We start from the raw sequence: 16,974 nt of genomic DNA on the forward strand, positions 1-16,974 counted from the left end.
CGCATCAGTCCTGTGTTAAATCGTTTTCCTGAGGTGTCTCGTACACCTCTACAAAATGTTGCGCGTGAACAAGCTCGATCTATTGCAGTCTGTTCAGCATTGAATATTTATTTGCCGAGGCGCCTGTGGGCGCGTCGCTACCGTGAGATAGCCGTCCTCCATGTTTGGTTCCAACGACGACAAGAAGACCCCAGCTGCGGCTGGCGAGAAGAAAGGCCTGTTCGGATGGCTGCGCAAAAAGCCGCAGGAAACCGTCGTCGAACAGCCACAGCCACTTAATGAGCCGGCTCCAGCGCCGGTACTGGATGAGGAGCCCTCGCCGATTGTCCTGCCGATCGCCGAGCCGGTGCTGCGGCCGATCGTCGAGCCTGAACCTGAAGTCGTGGCTGAGCAACCCTCGACTCCGGTTCCGGTCGCCGAACCCTGGTTAAAATTGCCCGTCGCGGAAGAACCGGTGGCGTTGGTCGAGGATGAACTGGCGCCGCACCTGCCGCCGCCAATCCCGGCACCGACGGTTGTCGCGCCGGAGCCCGCTCAGGCAGTGTTTGTGGAGCCGCCTGTCGCCCCCGTGGTGCTGACTGAGCCTGAGCCTGTTGCAGTTCCAGTTCCAGTTCCAGTTCCAGTTCCAGTTCCAGTTCCAGTTCCAGCGCCAGCTGCGGTGCCAGCACCAGCGCCAGTGGTCGAGACGTCGGTTGCCGTCATTGAGCCTGTTGCAGAGCCTGTGCGTACCGAAGAATCCAAGGCGGGCTTCTTCGCCCGGCTCAAACAGGGCTTGTCCAAGACTAGCGCCAGCATTGGCGAGGGCATGGCCAGCCTGTTCCTGGGCAAGAAGTTCATCGATGACGAATTGCTCGAAGACATCGAAACCCGCCTGCTGACAGCCGATGTCGGCGTCGAAGCTACCTCGGTGATCATCCAGCGCCTGACCCAGAAGGTCGCGCGCAAGGAGCTGGCCGATGCGGCTGCGCTGTATAAATCGCTGCAGGCGGAGTTGGCCGCGATGCTCAAGCCGGTTGAGCAGCCGCTGAAAATCACCTCGCAGAGCAAACCGTTTGTCATTCTGGTCGTCGGCGTCAACGGCGCCGGCAAGACCACCACCATTGGCAAGCTGGCCAAAAAGCTGCAGCTCGAAGGCAAGAAAGTCATGCTGGCCGCCGGTGACACCTTCCGCGCCGCTGCGGTCGAGCAGTTGCAGGTCTGGGGCGAGCGCAACAAGATCCCGGTGATCGCCCAACACACTGGCGCCGACTCGGCATCGGTTATCTTTGACGCCGTGCAGGCCGCGAAGGCCCGGGGCATCGATGTATTGATAGCCGATACGGCCGGGCGCCTGCATACCAAAGACAACCTGATGGAAGAACTGAAGAAGGTTCGCCGGGTGATCAGCAAGCTCGATGCGGACGCGCCGCACGAAGTGTTGCTGGTGCTCGACGCGGGGACCGGCCAGAACGCCATCAACCAGGCCAAGCAATTCAACCAGACCGTTGAATTGACCGGGCTGGCGCTGACCAAGCTCGATGGCACGGCCAAGGGCGGGGTGATTTTCGCCCTGGCCAAGCAGTTCGGCTTGCCTATTCGCTACATTGGCGTCGGCGAAGGCATCGATGACTTGCGTACTTTTGAAGCAGAACCCTTTGTCCAGGCATTGTTTGCCGAGCGGGAGCGTTCATGATTCGTTTCGAACAGGTCGGTAAACGCTATCCGAACGGTCACGTCGGCTTGCACGAGCTGAGCTTTCGGGTCCGTCGGGGCGAGTTCCTGTTTGTAACCGGGCATTCCGGCGCCGGTAAAAGTACATTGTTGCGGCTGTTGTTGGCCATGGAGCGCCCGACTACCGGCAAGTTGCTGCTGGCCGGGCAGGACCTGGCCACCATCAGCAATGCGCAGATCCCCTTTCTGCGGCGTCAGATCGGGGTGGTGTTCCAGAATCACCAGCTGCTGTTCGATCGCACGGTGTTCAACAACATTGCCTTGCCGCTGCAGATCCTCGGCTTGTCGAAGGCCGAGATCGTCAAGCGCGTCGACTCCGCCCTTGAGCGTGTGGCGCTTTCCGACAAGACCGACCTGTACCCGGGCGACCTCTCCACCGGTCAACAACAGCGCGTCGGCATTGCCCGGGCCATCGTCCATCGTCCGGCTTTGCTGCTGGCGGATGAACCCACCGGTAACCTCGACCCGCGCCTGGCGGCAGAGATCATGGGGGTATTTGAAGACATCAATCGCCTCGGTACCAGCGTGCTGATTGCCAGTCACGACCTGGCATTGATCGCCCGCATGCGTCACCGCATGCTGACCCTGCAGCGCGGTCGATTGATCGGTGACGGGGAGGCCGGCGTATGAGTGCGACTCGCAGCCCCAAGGTTTCCGAGCGCGTTGCCCCGAAGGCCGCCGATCCGCAGCCGCAGAAGAAAAAACGCGACGACGATGACGGCCCCGATTTTGCCACGCTGTTCCATGCCTGGATTGAAAGCCATCGGGCCAGTCTGATGGACAGTCTGCGTCGTTTGGGCAAGCAGCCTATTGGCAGCTTCTTCACCTGCATGGTCATGGCGGTCGCCCTGAGCCTGCCCATGGGGCTGTCACTTCTGCTCGGTAACGTCGAGCGTCTAGGTGGTTCCTGGCAGCGTGCGGCGCAGATTTCCCTTTACCTGCAACTCGACGCCAGCCCCGAGCAGGGGGAAGCATTGCGTGAGCAGATAAAAGCTATCCCCGGCGTCGCCGATGCTGAATACGTAGGCCGCGACCAGGCGCTAGAAGAGTTCCAGCAGCAGTCCGGCTTGGGCGACGCGCTCAAGGAGCTGCCGGAAAACCCGCTGCCTGGCGTGGTACTGGTTACTCCGAATGAGGTCGACAAGCCCGCTCTTGAAGCATTGAGACAAAAACTTTCCGAGTTGCCCAAGGTACAGCAGGCGCAACTTGATCTAGTCTGGGTCGAGCGTTTGGCCGCGATCCTGAAGCTGGGCGACCGTTTTGTCTTCGGTCTGACCGTGCTGCTGGTTTCTGCATTACTTTTGGTGATAGGCAATACCATTCGTCTTCATATTGAAAACCGCCGCACAGAGATAGAAGTGATTAAACTCGTGGGCGGCACTGACAGTTATGTACGCAGGCCCTTTCTGTACATGGGCGCGCTGTATGGCTTCGGTGCAGGGATTTTTTCGTGGGGCTTGTTGGCGTTTGGCCTGGACTGGCTGAACGATGCGGTGGTCGGCCTGGCCGGTTTGTACGGCAGTGATTTCGCCTTGGCCGGGGTACCTGTTGCCGATGGTCTGTCACTCTTGCTTGGCGCGGTGCTGTTGGGGTATATCGGTGCATGGATTGCAGTCGCACGCCACCTGCGGGAGCTTGCGCCGAAGTAATATCATTTTGCTCGTATTGACCTTTCAGCGTTTATGGGAACTTATTCTTCGGTTTCCGGTCAATTTTCGCAGTGCTGAACTGCACGAGTTATGTAAGACGGAGGTTTTTTCGTATGACCAATTCTTTGCAACCTGCATATGCTCTGGTCCCGGGTGCGAACCTGGAGGCCTATGTGCACACGGTGAACAGCATTCCATTGCTGACGCCGGAGCAGGAGCGTGAACTGGCCGAGAGTCTCTATTATGAGCAGGATTTGGGGGCGGCTCGGCAGATGGTGCTCGCCCACCTGCGTTTTGTCGTACACATTGCCCGTAGCTATTCCGGCTACGGTCTGGCTCAGGCTGACCTGATCCAGGAAGGCAACGTCGGCCTGATGAAGGCCGTGAAGCGCTTCAACCCGGAAATGGGTGTGCGTCTGGTTTCGTTTGCCGTGCACTGGATCAAGGCTGAGATTCACGAGTTCATCCTGCGCAACTGGCGCATCGTGAAGGTCGCGACCACCAAGGCCCAGCGCAAGCTGTTCTTCAACCTGCGTGGCCAGAAGAAACGTCTGGCATGGTTGAATAACGAGGAAGTTCACCGCGTGGCGGAAAGCCTCGGCGTTGAACCGCGTGAAGTGCGCGAGATGGAAAGTCGCCTGACCGGCCATGACATGGCCTTCGACCCGGCTGCCGAAGCAGACGACGACAGTGCTTTCCAGTCGCCAGCCAACTATCTGGAAGACCACCGGTACGACCCGGCACGTCAACTGGAAGACGCTGACTGGAGTGACAACTCCAACCACAACCTGCACGAGGCGCTGGAAGTGCTCGACGACCGCAGTCGTGACATTCTCTATCAGCGCTGGTTGGCTGAAGAGAAAGCCACGCTGCATGACCTGGCGCAGAAGTACAACGTGTCGGCCGAGCGTATTCGTCAGCTTGAGAAGAGCGCGATGAACAAGCTCAAGTTGTCTATCGCGGCGTAACTCTCGCGAACGCGATGAAAAACGCCCCGATCAGCGATGATCGGGGCGTTTTTGTTCATAAGATCAAAAGATCGCAGCCTTCGGCAGCTCCTACGGACAAATGTGTAGACCTGTGGAAGCTGCTGAAGGCTGCGATCTTTTGCTCTGGGCGTTCATTGCGCCCAAGGCGGCCGACGCGAGCCGTTCAGGCCCAGCAGATAGCTGTCGCCACCCAGCTGGCTCATCTGTTGTCGAACCCATCCTGCGCGTCGCGCAACATAGCTGGTGGGATGGCTCGCGCTCCAGGCTCGCGGGTTTGGCAGGACCGCCGCCAGCAGGCTGGATTGCTGACGACTGAGCCCTTTTGCGCTGACACCAAAGTGGTGCCGCGCTGCCGCCTCTGCGCCAAACACGCCCTCATCCCACTCCACACTGTTGAGGTAAACCTCAAGAATCCGCTGCTTGGGCCAGAGCACTTCTATCAACCCGGTAAACCACGCTTCCAGGCCTTTGCGCAGCCAGCTGCGGCCGGACCACAAGAACAGGTTCTTCGAAACCTGCTGGCTCAAGGTGCTGGCGCCCCGAATCGAACCGCCGAGCTCGTTGTGAGCCAGGGCTTTTTGAATCGCGCCAAAATCGAATCCCCAGTGCTCCGGGAATTTCTGGTCTTCACCGGCAATCACCGCAAGCTTGAGGTCGTCGGAGATCTCATCCCAGGGTTTCCAGGTGCGTTGCAGGTCAATGGGCTCGCCGTCGAACCATGACTCGATCTTGCGCTCGACCATCAAGGCCGTTCCCGGAGGCGGCACCACGCGAAATATCAGCACCAGCAATACGCTGCCGCCCGCGAACCAGAGCACGGCCTTGGTGAATCTTCGTACAATTAAACGCAGCATAGAGATGGCTTGGCCGAACCCGTTGAGCGGGCCATTATACAGACCCTGTTGATCGAGTCTGACTGGAGTTCTCATGCTGCGTGGCTTTCTGATGCTGGCCGCTTTTTTTGGCTTTACCGGAGTTGCCCTGGGCGCATTCGCTGCCCATGGCCTGAAGAGCCGCCTGACGCCTGAATACCTTGCGGTATTCCACACCGGCGTCACTTATCAATTGGTGCATACCCTGGCGTTGCTGGGCGTGGCGCTGCTGGCCACACAAATGCAGGGACGCCTGGTCACGTGGGCAGGTGCTTCGTTTGCGATCGGCATCCTGCTGTTTTCCGGCAGCCTGTATGTGTTGACCATGACGGGCATCAGCAAACTTGGGATCATCACCCCGTTTGGCGGGCTGGCGTTTCTGGTGGGCTGGTTTTGCCTGGGTCTTGCCGCCTGGCGCCTGGCCTGAGGTAACCAAACCTCGGTAGGAGCTGCCGCAGGCTGCGATCTTTTGATCTTCAAAAAAGCCAGATCAAAAGATCGCAGCCTGCGGCAGCTCCTACCGGGAGGATTGCGTTTCAAGACGAATGGCTTGGGTCGATCTGGTTGATCGGGCTAGAATGCCAGCCCCTTAAAATGATGGTGGCCTGCGGCATGCGCATTCAGTTGAACGGCGAATCCCTTGAACTGCCCGACGGTGAAACCGTTGCGGCCCTGCTCACCCGTCTGGAACTTACCGGACGCCGGGTAGCGGTCGAGCTCAATCTGGACATCGTCCCGCGCAGCCAGCATGCCGAAACCACCTTGAACGACGGTGATTCAGTCGAAGTTGTGCACGCCATCGGCGGCGGCTAGTCGCCCGGCCCGCAAGGGCACAGAATTCTGCAAGAACCTCACCCCAACAGAGGATTTCCCATGAGCATCGTTCGTAGCGACAAGCCCTTCGTCCTGGCCGGTCGTACCTACCAGTCGCGTTTGCTGGTAGGCACAGGCAAGTACCGTGACATAGAAGAAACCCGCCTGGCCATCGAAGCCTCGGGTGCCGAGATCGTGACCTTCGCCGTGCGCCGTACCAACCTCGGCCAGAACCCGGGCGAACCGAACCTGCTTGAAGTCCTGTCGCCGGATCGCTACACCTTCCTGCCGAACACGGCAGGCTGCTTCGATGCCGCCGAGGCCGTGCGCACCTGTCGGCTGGCCCGGGAGCTGCTGGGCGGCCACAACCTGGTGAAGCTTGAAGTGCTGGCGGACCAGAAAACCCTGTTTCCCAACGTGATTGAAACCCTGAAGGCTGCCGAAGTGCTGGTCAAGGAAGGTTTTGACGTGATGGTCTACACCAGCGATGACCCGATCATTGCCCGTCAGCTGGCGGAAATCGGTGTGATCGCGGTGATGCCGCTGGCCGGTCTGATCGGCACGGGACTGGGGATCTGCAACCCTTACAACCTGCAGATCATCCTCGAAGAAGCCAAGATTCCCGTACTGGTGGATGCTGGTGTGGGTACCGCTTCCGACGCTACGATTGCCATGGAACTGGGCTGCGAGGCGGTGCTGATGAACTCGGCTATCGCCCATGCCCAGCAGCCGGTCATGATGGCCGAAGCCATGAAACATGCGATCGTCGCGGGCCGTCTGGCCTACCTCGCCGGTCGCATGCCGAAAAAACTCTATGCCAGCGCCTCCTCGCCGCTGGATGGTCTGATCAAGTAAGAGCCATTGATGACTGAATCAAAAGAAACGCCTATCCAGCCGGAAGAAGGCGAAGAGCGCCAACACCGACGTATCAAGAGTTTTGTGATGCGCGCCGGGCGCATGACCGAAGGCCAGCAGAAAGGCCTGGAGCAGGGCACGCCACTGTTCGTGCTGCCGCTCGCCGATGCGCCGGTGGACTTCGATCAAGTGTTTGGCCGCTCTGCGCCGCGCTCCCTGGAAATCGGCTTCGGCATGGGCCATTCCTTGCTGGAAATGGCTGCGGCTTCGCCGGAGCAGGATTTCATTGGCGTTGAGGTGCACCGTCCGGGTGTTGGCGCGCTACTCAATGGCGTGCTGACCCAGGGCCTGACCAACCTTCGAGTCTACGATTGCGATGCGATCGAAGTGCTCAACCGCTGCGTGGCGGATAACAGTCTCGATCGCCTGATGCTGTTTTTCCCTGATCCATGGCACAAGAGTCGTCACCACAAGCGTCGCATCGTTCAGGCGTCGTTCGCTGAGCTGGTGCGTAGCAAGTTGAAGGTCGGCGGCGTGCTGCACATGGCCACGGACTGGGAGCCGTACGCCGAGTACATGCTGGAAGTGATGAACGTCGCGCCGGGTTATCGCAACCTGGCCGAAGACGGTAAGTGCGTACCGCGCCCGGCCGAGCGGCCGATCACCAAGTTCGAACGCCGTGGCGAACGTCTTGGGCATGGCGTGTGGGATCTGAAGTTCGAAAAGCAGTCCTGAACGGTAATACAAAAACCTGTGGGAGCGGGCTTGCCCGCGACAGTGGTCTGACAGTCAACGTGGATGTTGAATGTTACGGCCTCATCGCGGGCAAGCCCGCTCCCACAATGTTTTGTATGTGCTCAAATTCAGCGGCGGTCGGCCACTACGCCGATGAGCACCAACACCACCAACAACACCGGCGCCAGGCTGTAGTTGTTGAACTGGCTCAGGCCTTTGATGATCCACGGCGTGGCGTAGATCAGCGCGAGGCCGCTGCCGACCATGCACACCAAGGCCATCAGCGGGACGCGCAAGGCGCCGGCGATGCTGCCCAGGCGTTGGTCGACCCAGCCCTTGATGTCCGCGCCAAACAGCACCAGCAAACAGCCCACCAGCGCCAGAGAGATCTCCGACAGGTTGCTGCGGCTCCAGCGGGAGACGGTGGCGAGCAGGTCGAGTATCAAATCCATTCGTTTTCCCTTAAGGCTGAAATCAGCTCAGAAATTTCTGCAGCAAGTCATTGAGGAACAGTTGCCCGCGCTCGGTGGCCGCCAGACGTGACGGTTCGACCTGCAACAAGCCGCTTTGTTCGGCCTCGAGGCGGCCTTCGGCGAAGCTTTCCAGACTCAGGCCGGTACGCTCCTGGTACAGCCGCGATTCGACGCCTTCGGTGAGGCGCAAGGCGTTCATCAGGAACTCGAACGGCATTTCTTCATTGGTCAGCGCTTTCTCGCCCGCCTTGAAGCTTTTCGCCGGGTTCAGGTAGTCCTTCGGCAGGCGCGTCTTCCAGGTGCGCACGATGCGCCCGTCCGGATGACTGAGCTTGCCGTGAGCGCCGGCGCCGATGCCGATGAAGTCACCGAAGCTCCAGTAATTGAGATTGTGCCGCGCCGGGCGCCCGGGTTGGGCATACGCCGAGACTTCGTATTGCGCGTAACCGTGCTCGGCGAGCAACGCCTGGCCGGCTTCCTGAATGTCCCACAGTGTGTCGTCTTCCGGCAGCGTCGGCGGCTGGTTCCAGAACACCGTGTTCGGTTCCAGGGTCAGTTGGTACCAGGACAGGTGAGTAGGCTTAAGGGCGATGGCCTGGCGCAGGTCACTCAACGCATCGTCCAGGGACTGATCGGGCAAGCCGTGCATCAGGTCCAGGTTGAAGTTGTCGAACCCGGCCTGACGCGCCATGCCGGCAGCACGGAGGGCTTCGTCACCGTTATGAATGCGGCCCAGGGCCTTGAGTTTCTCTTCCTGGAAGCTCTGGACGCCGATCGACAGGCGATTGATGCCCAGCGCGCGGTAAGCCATGAACTTTTCCTGCTCGAAGGTCCCGGGATTGGCTTCCAGGGTGATTTCGATGTCTGCGGCGAACGTTATGCGCTGCTCGACGCCCTTGAGCAGTCGGCCCAGGGCCGCAGCGCTGAACAGGCTCGGCGTGCCACCGCCAAAGAAGATCGAACTCAGCTCGCGGCCATACACCGCGTGCAGATCCTGATCGAGATCGGCCAGCAAGGCATCGACGTATTCCTCTTCCGGCAGCACCGGGCTGGCCGTGTGGGAATTGAAGTCGCAATAAGGGCATTTGCGTACACACCACGGGATGTGGATGTACAGCGCCAGGGGCGGCAGTACGGCAAGCGCTGCCCGAGGCGGTTGTGCAGCGCCGCCGTAAATCAGCGGCGATGCGGAGGAGTCGTGGGTCATTTCAAGCCCAGACGCAGGCGCAGCAGTTCCATTGCACGGGCGCGGTGGCTGATCAGGTTCTTGTCGCCAGGGCTCAGCTCTGCGCTGGAGCAGTCGCGTTCCGGCACCCAGAACAGCGGATCATAGCCAAAACCATGCTCGCCACTGGCCTGGGTCAGGATGCGCCCTTGCCACAAGCCTTCGCAGAGTATCGGCAGCGGATCATCGGCGTGCCGCACCAGGGCCAGTACACAGACGAATTGCGCGCCGCGCTCGGTTTCAGGTACGTCTTTCAAGGCGTCGAGCAGCTTGGCGTTGTTCGCCGCATCGCCTTGGCCATCAGCGTAACGGGCCGAATAGATGCCCGGTGCGCCACCGAGGAAGTCCACTGCCAGGCCCGAATCATCGGCCAGTGCCGGCAGGCCGGAGATGCGCGCGGCGTTGCGGGCCTTGAGAATGGCATTCTCGACAAACGACAGGCCGGTTTCTTCAGGCTCGACAGTGCTGAATTCGCCGATCGAGCGCAATTGCACCGAATCGCCGAGCATGGCCTGGAGTTCCTTGAGTTTGCCGGCGTTGTGGCTGGCCAGTACGAGTTGGGTGAAGTTCATCATTGGCCGGGGAAAAGCTCTTGGTTGAAATTGATGGTGTTGATTTTATCGCCAGTCTGCACCTGAATATTAAAGGTGCGGGTCTCCTGCTGATCGACCGGGTATTGGGCGATATAGTAAATCGCACCCTGTTCGGTGATCTGGCGGAAGTTGAGCTTTACGCTCTGGCTGGTCAGGTCCTTGATGGTGCCGCTGACCTGGGCCATCAGCGGCTTGCCGTCCTTGAGCACCGAAATGTTGATCACGCCCTGGTTCTTGCTGCGGGTCAGTTCCGCGGCTTTGGCAATGTCCGGCGTCAGGAAGGTGGAATTGAAGGTGTTGTAATGCACCGTCACGTCACCGAATTTTTCCTGGCGTTCACCCTTGATGGCATCGGCGGCCATGGCGGTCACGCTCAGGCAGGCAGTAAATAGAAACAGCGCTAGACGACCCATGTTGGTTCTCCTCGAAATGTCGTGTTTCACACCGCGATCTTGTGATCCTGCAGGCCGGGGCTGCTGACGCGGTAGATGCCGATTTCACCTAATAGATTAGGCCATAGCTTGCTGGCCCACCCGTGGCGATGCTGTTGATCGACAGCCAGCCGATCAATGACCTTGGCTTCACGTTCGCGACACAACTCTTCAAAGTCGCCGAAAGTGCAGAAGTGGATGTTCGGCGTGTTGTACCAAGTGTATGGCAGGAAATCGGAAACGGGCATCCGCCCCTTGCTCGCGAGGTACCAGCGGCAGCGCCAGTGGCCGAAATTCGGGAAGGTGATGATGCACTGGCGACCGACCCGCAGCATCTCGTCGAGGATTCGGTCCGGGTAGTGCACCGCCTGCAACGCCTGGGTCATGACCACGATGTCGAAACTGTTGCTGGCGAAGTTGCCCAGGCCCTTGTCCAGGTCCTGCTCGATGACGTTGATGCCTTTGGCGACGCATTCGGCAATATTGTCCGGGTCGTTTTCCAGCCCGTAGCCGGTCACCTGCTTGTTGTCGCGCAGCCAGGTCAGCAGTTCACCGTCGCCGCAACCCAGGTCGAGTACGCGGCTGCCGGCGGGGATCCATTCCTGGATGATTTCCAGATCGGCTCTCATGATGTCCTCAAAGCGAAATTCGGTTCATGTAGTTGCTGAACGCCTGCAGGTAACGCGGAATCGGAATCAGGAAGGCGTCGTGGCCTTGCGGAGCGTCGATCTCGAGGTAGCACACGTCTTTCTTGGCGGCCATCAGCGCATCCACCAGCTCCCGCGAGCGGGCAGGGGAGAAGCGCCAGTCGGTGGTGAACGACATCACGCAGAATTTGGCCTGGGCGTTGGCGAAGGTTTTCGCCAGGTCGTCGTCGAAATTCGCCGCAGGATCGAAGTAGTCCAGCGCCTTGGTCATCAACAGATAGGTGTTGGCGTCGAAGCGGCCGGAAAACTCCTCCCCCTGGTAACGCAAGTAGCTTTCAACCTGGAACTCGACGCTGTGGAAGTCGTAGTTGAGCTTTTCACTTTTCAGGCCGCGGCCGAATTTCTCGCCCATGGAGTCATCGGAAAGATAAGTGATGTGCCCGACCATCCGTGCCAGCATCAAGCCGCGCTTGGGGATTACGCCTGCTTCCTGGAACGAGCCACCGTGGAATTCGGGGTCGGTCAGGATAGCCTGGCGCGCCACTTCGTTGAACGCGATGTTCTGTGCCGACAACTTGGGGGCCGAGGCGATTGCCAGGCAGTGCCGGATGCGATCGGGGTAGGTAATGCTCCATTGCATCGCCTGCATGCCGCCCAGGCTGCCGCCGATCACGGCGGCCCATTGGTTGATGCCGAGCACGTCCGCCAGGCGTGCCTGGCTGTGCACCCAATCCTCTACCGTGAGCACCGGGAAGTCGGCTCCAAATGGCTTGCCGGTCTCCGGGTTGATGCTGCTCGGGCCGGTGGAGCCATTGCAGCCGCCCAGGTTGTTCAGGCTGACGACAAAAAATTTAGTCGTATCAATGGGCTTGCCGGGGCCGATGCAGCTGTCCCACCAACCGGGTTTGCGGTCGTCGGGGCTGTGGAAACCGGCGGCGTGGTGGTGGCCGGACAAGGCGTGGCAGATCAGCACGGCGTTACTCGCCGTGGCGTTCAGCGTGCCGTAGGTTTCGTAGATCAGGTCATAGGCTGGAAGCGAACGGCCACAGGCCAGGGCCAGAGGTTCACTGAAGTGCGCCACTTGCGGCGTCACCAGGCCAACAGAATCGGCGGGAAAGGCAGTTGGCATCGACCCTGCTCTCGTTGAAATGAGGCGTAAGTCTAAAGACCGGTGGGGTTAGCGGCAAGCAAAGGCCGGGGCTGTTTGTTACTTGTCATACCGAGGCGTTGCCATCGCGGGCAAGCCTTGCTCCAACAAGTCTGCACTTTACCTGTGGGAGCGGGCTTGCTCGCGAAGAACGATACTGCAGTGAGCCTGGGAGTTAGATGAGCAAGCGCAGGATCTGCGGCATCATCGTCATCTCGGCCAGGTTGTTGATGACCAGCATGTCGATCAGCTTCAACACCATGAAGGCGAGGATCGGCGAGATATCCAGGCCGCCGAGGTTTGGCAGGATCTTGCGGAACGGTGCAAGGGCCGGTTCGCAGATCTGGTTGACCAGCTCGGCGCCAGGGTTGTGGCTACCCGGTGCAACCCACGACAGGATCACACTGATGATCAGGGCAAAGAAGAAAATCTTCAGGAACAGCGCGGTCACGCCGATCAGCGACCAGATCAGCAGTTGCAGCGGGTTGCCGGTCGTGCCGTAGGTCAGCAGCAGTGTCAGCGCCATCAGTGCCAATTGCACCAGGATCGCCAGCACCAGGGACGACATGTCCAGGCCAAACATGCTCGGGATAATCCGGCGCAGGGGCTTGAGCAGCGGTTGGGTGGCTTTTACCGCGAATTGGCAGAGCGGGTTATAGAAGTTCGCCCGCACCAGTTGCAGCACGAAACGCAACAGTACGATCAGCAGATACAGGCTGCCGAGGGTTTGCAGCACGTAGACCGCTGCAGTGTTCAATCCAATCATGTAAGGCTCCTTATTGACCCAATTGTTCGGCCATTTCGGCCGAGCGGTGCGCAGCGGCGCCGAGTGCTTTTTCTACCAGCGCTTCAAAGCCGCCAGCCTGGAACGACTTGATTGCAGCTTCGGTGGTACCTGCAGGGGAAGTCACGCGGCGACGCAATTCAGCCGCGTCGACGTCACTGGCAACCGCCATGTGCGCAGCGCCCAAGGCCGTTTGCACGGTCAGTTGAGCGGCGATATCTGCTGGCAGGCCGAGTTTCACGCCGGCAGCGGTCATCGCTTCAATCAGCAGAAAGAAGTACGCCGGGCCGCTGCCGGACACCGCAGTGACCGCGTCCAGCTGCTGTTCTTCGTCAAGCCACAGGGCGATGCCGACGGCGGACAGCAACTCTTCGGCTTGCTGGCGTTGCTCGGCGCTGACTTCGGCCGTAGCGAACAACCCGCTCACACCCTGGCGCAGCAGCGCCGGGGTATTGGGCATGCAGCGCACGATAGGCTGTGCGCCGAGCCAGTTGTTCATGCTGGCGCAGGTAATGCCGGCAGCGATGGACACCACCAGTTGGTTCGGCTTCAGGTTCGGGCGAAGCGCTTCGCACACGGCCTTCATCGCCTGGGGTTTGACCGCCAGGACGACCACTTCGGCGTCTTTGATCGCCTCGGCGTTGTCGGCAAATACAGCAATGCCGTGTTCAGCGGCGACTTTCGAGCGGGTTTCAGCGCCCGGATCGCTGGCGCGGATCAGCTCGGCTTCCAGACCTTTGGCGCGCAGGCCGCCGATCAGGCTGGCGGCCATGTTGCCGGCACCGATAAAGGCAATACGAGTCTTGCTCATGTCAGGTCCTTACAAAGAGAGCCATCAAGGCTGCATTGGTTGAGAGCCGCGGGCGCCAAACAGGGCCGTACCGATACGGACCCAGGTGGCGCCCATGGCGATGGCCGACTCGAGGTCGTGGCTCATGCCCATGGAAAGTGTGTCGAGCGGCAGGTTCAAACTGGCTTGCAGTTGCTGTACGGCAGCAAAGGCGGCGTCCTGGGCGGCGCGATCTTCAGTTGGCTCGGGAATCGCCATCAGCCCGCGCAAGCGGATGCGCGGCAATTGGCTGATGGCTTGCGCCAGCGCCGGCAGATCTTCAGGGGTGCAGCCGGATTTGCTGGCTTCACCGCTGACGTTGACCTGGATGCAGATATTCAGTGGAGGCAAATCGGCGGGACGTTGCTCGGACAGGCGTTGTGCGATTTTCAAGCGATCCACGGAATGCACCCAGGCGAAGTGCTCGGCGATAGCGCGAGTCTTGTTCGATTGAATGGGGCCGATGAAGTGCCAGATCAAGGGCAGGTCGGCCAATTCGAGCTGTTTGCCCAGGGCTTCCTGCAGATAGTTCTCGCCGAAGTCGCAGATCCCGGCGGCGTGTGCTTCGCGCAACGCTTCGGCGGGCTTGGTCTTGCTCACGGCGAGCAACTGCACGCTGTGCTCGTCGCGGTGAGCGGCTTGGGCCGCAGCATGGATGCGCGAACTAACCTGTGCGATGTTGTCTGCTATCGTGGACATTCAAGAGGCGCCAGCGGTTCTGAGGTTGGCGGCATTCTACTGGAATTGAGGAGCGCTATGGATATCACTGAGCTGCTGGCCTTCAGCGCCAAACAGGGCGCGTCCGACCTGCACTTGTCCGCCGGCCTGCCACCGATGATTCGCGTCGATGGCGATGTACGCCGCATCAACTTGCCTGCCCTGGACCACAAACAGGTGCAGGAGCTCGTCTACGCGATCATGAACGACACCCAGCGGGTGGATTTCGAGAAGCATCTGGAGACCGACTTTTCCTTTGATGTGCCCGGCGTGGCGCGCTTTCGCGTCAATGTCTTCAACCAGAACCGCGGCGCTGGTGCGGTTTTTCGTACCATTCCCTCAAAAGTCCTGAGCATGGATGACCTGGGCATGGGGGAGGTATTTCGCAAAATCACCGAGGCCCCGCGCGGCCTGGTGTTGGTGACCGGGCCTACCGGCTCCGGCAAGTCGACCACCCTCGCGGCCATGATCGATTACCTGAACAACCATCGTCATCACCATATCCTAACCATTGAGGACCCTATCGAATTCGTTCACGAATCACGCAAATGCCTGATCAATCAGCGCGAAGTTCACCGTGATACCCGCAGCTTTGCCACGGCCCTGCGCTCGGCCCTGCGCGAGGACCCGGACGTGATTCTGGTGGGTGAAATGCGCGATCTGGAGACTATTCGGCTGGCCTTGACGGCGGCGGAAACCGGGCATCTGGTGTTTGGCACGCTGCACACCACGTCGGCGGCGAAAACCATCGACCGGGTGGTGGACGTGTTTCCGGGAGACGAGAAGTCGATGGTGCGTTCGATGCTCTCCGAGTCCCTGCTGGCCGTGGTCTCGCAGGCGCTGATCAAGAAAGTCGGTGGCGGCCGGGTTGCCGCGCACGAGATCATGATAGGAACGTCGGCGATCCGTAACCTGATCCGTGAGGACAAGGTGGCGCAGATGTATTCGTCGATTCAGACCGGCGCGTCGTTGGGGATGCAGACGCTGGATATGTGCTTGAAGGATCTGGTCAACAAAGGGCTGATCAGCCGCGAGCATGCGCGGGAGAAGGCGCGGTTGCCGGATAACTTCTGAGGGAGATTGGTGGCGCTTTCAAGTATGCCATCGCGAGCAGGCCCGCTCCCACAGCGGAATGCATTCCAACGTGGGAGCGAGCCTGCTCGCGATAGGGCCGTAATGTCCGGCGAAGATGTTTTGGCTTCAGATCAGCGCTGAACAACCCGCAACGCGCTCTGTTCTTTCGGCAGTACCCGCTTGGCCACTACGTAGTGTTTTTCCCAATACGGTTTTTTCAGCGTATCGATACTCACCGACTTGCCACGACGCGGTGCGTGGATGAAGCGGTCGTTGCCCAGGTAAATGGCGACGTGATTGACCCGACGGCTCTTGATGTTGAAGAAAATCAGGTCGCCAGGCTTCAGATCCTTGCGATCGACTTTCTCGCCATGACCACTGGCCATGGCGTTCGACGTGCGGGGCAGGTCGAATGTCGCGTCGTTGAACGCGTATTTCACCAGGCCGCTGCAGTCAAACCCTTTACTTGGGCTGCTACCGCCCCAACGATAAGGAGTACCGAGCACATTCACCGCACGGCTCAGCACGTTGCTGCTTTCCTTGCTCGCCATTGGCGGAACCAGGCTGCTTTTACTGGTCAGGGTTGGAGCTGTTTTTTTGCTTTTGCTCGAAGGAGCAGAAGCATGGGATTTCGGGGTGTAACCATTAACGTTGGGAAGACGTTGCTCACGATTGGTGGCGTGGGCGGCCAGTGGCATCAAAAGGCAAATGGTTAGCCATGTCTTGAAAATTGGACGCATTAGGCAGGGCTCATATTGGTTAGCGCGCAACTTTATAACAGCTTTTTTGTCCATTCCGGGTCCGTTGGTCGATTCGCAAAAGTCTCAAGGGAACCAAATTGGCGACAGATGTACGAGGGTCTTCAGGCAAATGCCTTATGCGACAAGACTTTAGAGAACAGAAGGATAACATTTGCCATTTGTCGGCCACGCGTAAAAAAGTCACAAAGAATTAAAGAATATTTATCTATCGTCTGAATCGAGGTCATTCATGAATACCTATCAGCACCCTGTTCCGCATCAGGACACCCATAGCAAGCTCATTGGCTACCTGCTGTGGATCCTCGGATTTACCGGTGCTCACCGCTTTTATTACGGCAAGCCGGTGACCGGGACGATCTGGTTTTTCACCTTCGGTTTGCTGGGTATCGGCTGGCTGATCGACGTGTTCCTGATCCCGGCCATGGATCGCGAGGCGGACCTGCGCTTTACCGCTGGGCCGATCGAATACAACGTCGCGTGGATTCTGCTGACCTTCCTCGGAGTGTTCGGTGTACACCGCATGTACCAGGGGAAATGGATCAGCGGGTTGCTGTACCTGGTCACGGGTGGGTTGTTCTTCCTGGGGGTGCTGTATGACTTCTGGACGTTGAATGACCAGGTTTCCGTGCGTAACGCGCAGAGCCGTTAAGCAAGATCAAAAGATCGCAGG

The 16,974-nt window shown here is 59.5% G+C and carries 21 protein-coding genes; 10 read left to right on the forward strand and 11 right to left on the reverse strand.

The features are described from left to right. The first annotated feature begins 160 nt into the window (after positions 1–160). The 4 genes from ftsY (at position 161) to rpoH (ending at position 4,327) form a co-directional block, all read left to right on the forward strand. Complete coding sequence (gene ftsY, locus UB23_RS13465; RefSeq protein ID WP_045059811.1) at positions 161–1,672, forward strand: signal recognition particle-docking protein FtsY; 1,512 nt, start codon at positions 161–163, stop codon at positions 1,670–1,672. Further along, the gene (gene ftsE, locus UB23_RS13470; protein WP_045059812.1) at positions 1,669–2,340 is read left to right on the forward strand and encodes a cell division ATP-binding protein FtsE; all 672 of its coding nucleotides are present in this window, start codon (positions 1,669–1,671) and stop codon (positions 2,338–2,340) included. Before ftsY ends, ftsE begins: the two co-directional genes overlap by 4 nt. Next, positions 2,337–3,359, forward strand: a complete 1,023-nt coding sequence (gene ftsX, locus UB23_RS13475) for a permease-like cell division protein FtsX (protein ID WP_045059813.1) — start codon at positions 2,337–2,339, stop codon at positions 3,357–3,359. Before ftsE ends, ftsX begins: the two co-directional genes overlap by 4 nt. 113 nt (positions 3,360–3,472) lie before the next feature. Next, positions 3,473–4,327 (forward strand): RNA polymerase sigma factor RpoH, encoded by an 855-nt coding sequence (gene rpoH, locus UB23_RS13480; RefSeq protein WP_045059814.1) that lies wholly within the window; start codon positions 3,473–3,475, stop codon positions 4,325–4,327. A gap of 152 nt (positions 4,328–4,479) precedes the next feature. Here the strand turns inward: rpoH and mtgA are convergent, their stop codons facing one another. Beyond that, positions 4,480–5,202: a monofunctional biosynthetic peptidoglycan transglycosylase gene (mtgA, locus tag UB23_RS13485; protein ID WP_045059815.1), complete on the reverse strand. Its 723-nt coding sequence runs from the start codon at positions 5,200–5,202 to the stop codon at positions 4,480–4,482. Between the two features lie 73 nt (positions 5,203–5,275). Here mtgA and UB23_RS13490 point away from each other — a divergent pair, with 73 nt between their 5' ends. The 4 genes from UB23_RS13490 (at position 5,276) to trmB (ending at position 7,623) form a co-directional block, all read left to right on the forward strand. After that, a complete protein-coding gene (locus tag UB23_RS13490) occupies positions 5,276–5,647 on the forward strand; it encodes a DUF423 domain-containing protein (RefSeq protein WP_045059816.1) in 372 nt (123 codons plus the stop codon). Between the two features lie 185 nt (positions 5,648–5,832). After that, entirely contained in the window at positions 5,833–6,033 is a 201-nt protein-coding gene (gene thiS, locus UB23_RS13495) for a sulfur carrier protein ThiS (RefSeq protein WP_007897898.1), read from the forward strand. 60 nt (positions 6,034–6,093) lie between these two features. Further along, complete coding sequence (locus UB23_RS13500) at positions 6,094–6,888, forward strand: thiazole synthase (RefSeq protein WP_045059817.1); 795 nt, start codon at positions 6,094–6,096, stop codon at positions 6,886–6,888. Between the two features lie 9 nt (positions 6,889–6,897). After that, entirely contained in the window at positions 6,898–7,623 is a 726-nt protein-coding gene (gene trmB / locus UB23_RS13505; RefSeq protein ID WP_045059818.1) for a tRNA (guanosine(46)-N7)-methyltransferase TrmB, read from the forward strand. A gap of 128 nt (positions 7,624–7,751) precedes the next feature. Here the strand turns inward: trmB and UB23_RS13510 are convergent, their stop codons facing one another. The 9 genes from UB23_RS13510 to UB23_RS13550 all read right to left on the reverse strand — a co-directional run bounded on the left by UB23_RS13510 (position 7,752) and on the right by UB23_RS13550 (position 14,451). Continuing rightward, entirely contained in the window at positions 7,752–8,075 is a 324-nt protein-coding gene (locus UB23_RS13510; RefSeq protein ID WP_017341283.1) for a DUF3392 domain-containing protein, read from the reverse strand. Positions 8,076–8,097: 22 nt separating this feature from the next. Then, positions 8,098–9,303 carry a radical SAM family heme chaperone HemW gene (gene hemW / locus UB23_RS13515; protein ID WP_045059819.1) on the reverse strand — a complete coding sequence of 402 codons (1,206 nt, stop codon included), beginning with the start codon at positions 9,301–9,303 and terminating at the stop codon, positions 8,098–8,100. Then, positions 9,300–9,896 (reverse strand): RdgB/HAM1 family non-canonical purine NTP pyrophosphatase, encoded by a 597-nt coding sequence (rdgB, locus tag UB23_RS13520; protein ID WP_045059820.1) that lies wholly within the window; start codon positions 9,894–9,896, stop codon positions 9,300–9,302. The genes hemW and rdgB overlap by 4 nt, the downstream gene beginning before the upstream one ends. After that, complete coding sequence (locus UB23_RS13525) at positions 9,893–10,327, reverse strand: DUF4426 domain-containing protein (protein WP_045059821.1); 435 nt, start codon at positions 10,325–10,327, stop codon at positions 9,893–9,895. The genes rdgB and UB23_RS13525 overlap by 4 nt, the downstream gene beginning before the upstream one ends. A gap of 26 nt (positions 10,328–10,353) precedes the next feature. Beyond that, a complete protein-coding gene (metW, locus tag UB23_RS13530; RefSeq protein WP_045059822.1) occupies positions 10,354–10,974 on the reverse strand; it encodes a methionine biosynthesis protein MetW in 621 nt (206 codons plus the stop codon). 7 nt (positions 10,975–10,981) lie between these two features. Next, entirely contained in the window at positions 10,982–12,121 is a 1,140-nt protein-coding gene (metX, locus tag UB23_RS13535) for a homoserine O-succinyltransferase MetX (RefSeq protein ID WP_045059823.1), read from the reverse strand. A 193-nt stretch (positions 12,122–12,314) separates the two neighbouring features. Continuing rightward, positions 12,315–12,905, reverse strand: a complete 591-nt coding sequence (locus UB23_RS13540; protein ID WP_045059824.1) for a YggT family protein — start codon at positions 12,903–12,905, stop codon at positions 12,315–12,317. A 10-nt stretch (positions 12,906–12,915) separates the two neighbouring features. Then, positions 12,916–13,734, reverse strand: coding sequence for a pyrroline-5-carboxylate reductase (gene proC, locus UB23_RS13545; RefSeq protein WP_045059825.1), 819 nt, complete (start codon positions 13,732–13,734; stop codon positions 12,916–12,918). Between the two features lie 24 nt (positions 13,735–13,758). Continuing rightward, on the reverse strand, positions 13,759–14,451 hold the full coding sequence (locus UB23_RS13550; RefSeq protein WP_045059826.1) for a YggS family pyridoxal phosphate-dependent enzyme: 693 nt from the start codon (positions 14,449–14,451) through the stop codon (positions 13,759–13,761). A gap of 57 nt (positions 14,452–14,508) precedes the next feature. Here UB23_RS13550 and UB23_RS13555 point away from each other — a divergent pair, with 57 nt between their 5' ends. Then, positions 14,509–15,543: a type IV pilus twitching motility protein PilT gene (locus UB23_RS13555; protein WP_045059827.1), complete on the forward strand. Its 1,035-nt coding sequence runs from the start codon at positions 14,509–14,511 to the stop codon at positions 15,541–15,543. Between the two features lie 131 nt (positions 15,544–15,674). Here UB23_RS13555 and UB23_RS13560 read toward each other — a convergent pair whose 3' ends face one another. Next, on the reverse strand, positions 15,675–16,283 hold the full coding sequence (locus UB23_RS13560) for a C40 family peptidase (RefSeq protein ID WP_045059828.1): 609 nt from the start codon (positions 16,281–16,283) through the stop codon (positions 15,675–15,677). 250 nt (positions 16,284–16,533) lie between these two features. Here UB23_RS13560 and UB23_RS13565 point away from each other — a divergent pair, with 250 nt between their 5' ends. Next, complete coding sequence (locus tag UB23_RS13565; protein ID WP_045059829.1) at positions 16,534–16,953, forward strand: NINE protein; 420 nt, start codon at positions 16,534–16,536, stop codon at positions 16,951–16,953. Positions 16,954–16,974 lie beyond the last annotated feature (21 nt).

This window comes from Pseudomonas sp. ES3-33 (assembly GCF_000952175.1).
GTDB classification, from domain to species: Bacteria; Pseudomonadota; Gammaproteobacteria; order Pseudomonadales; family Pseudomonadaceae; genus Aquipseudomonas; species Aquipseudomonas gregormendelii.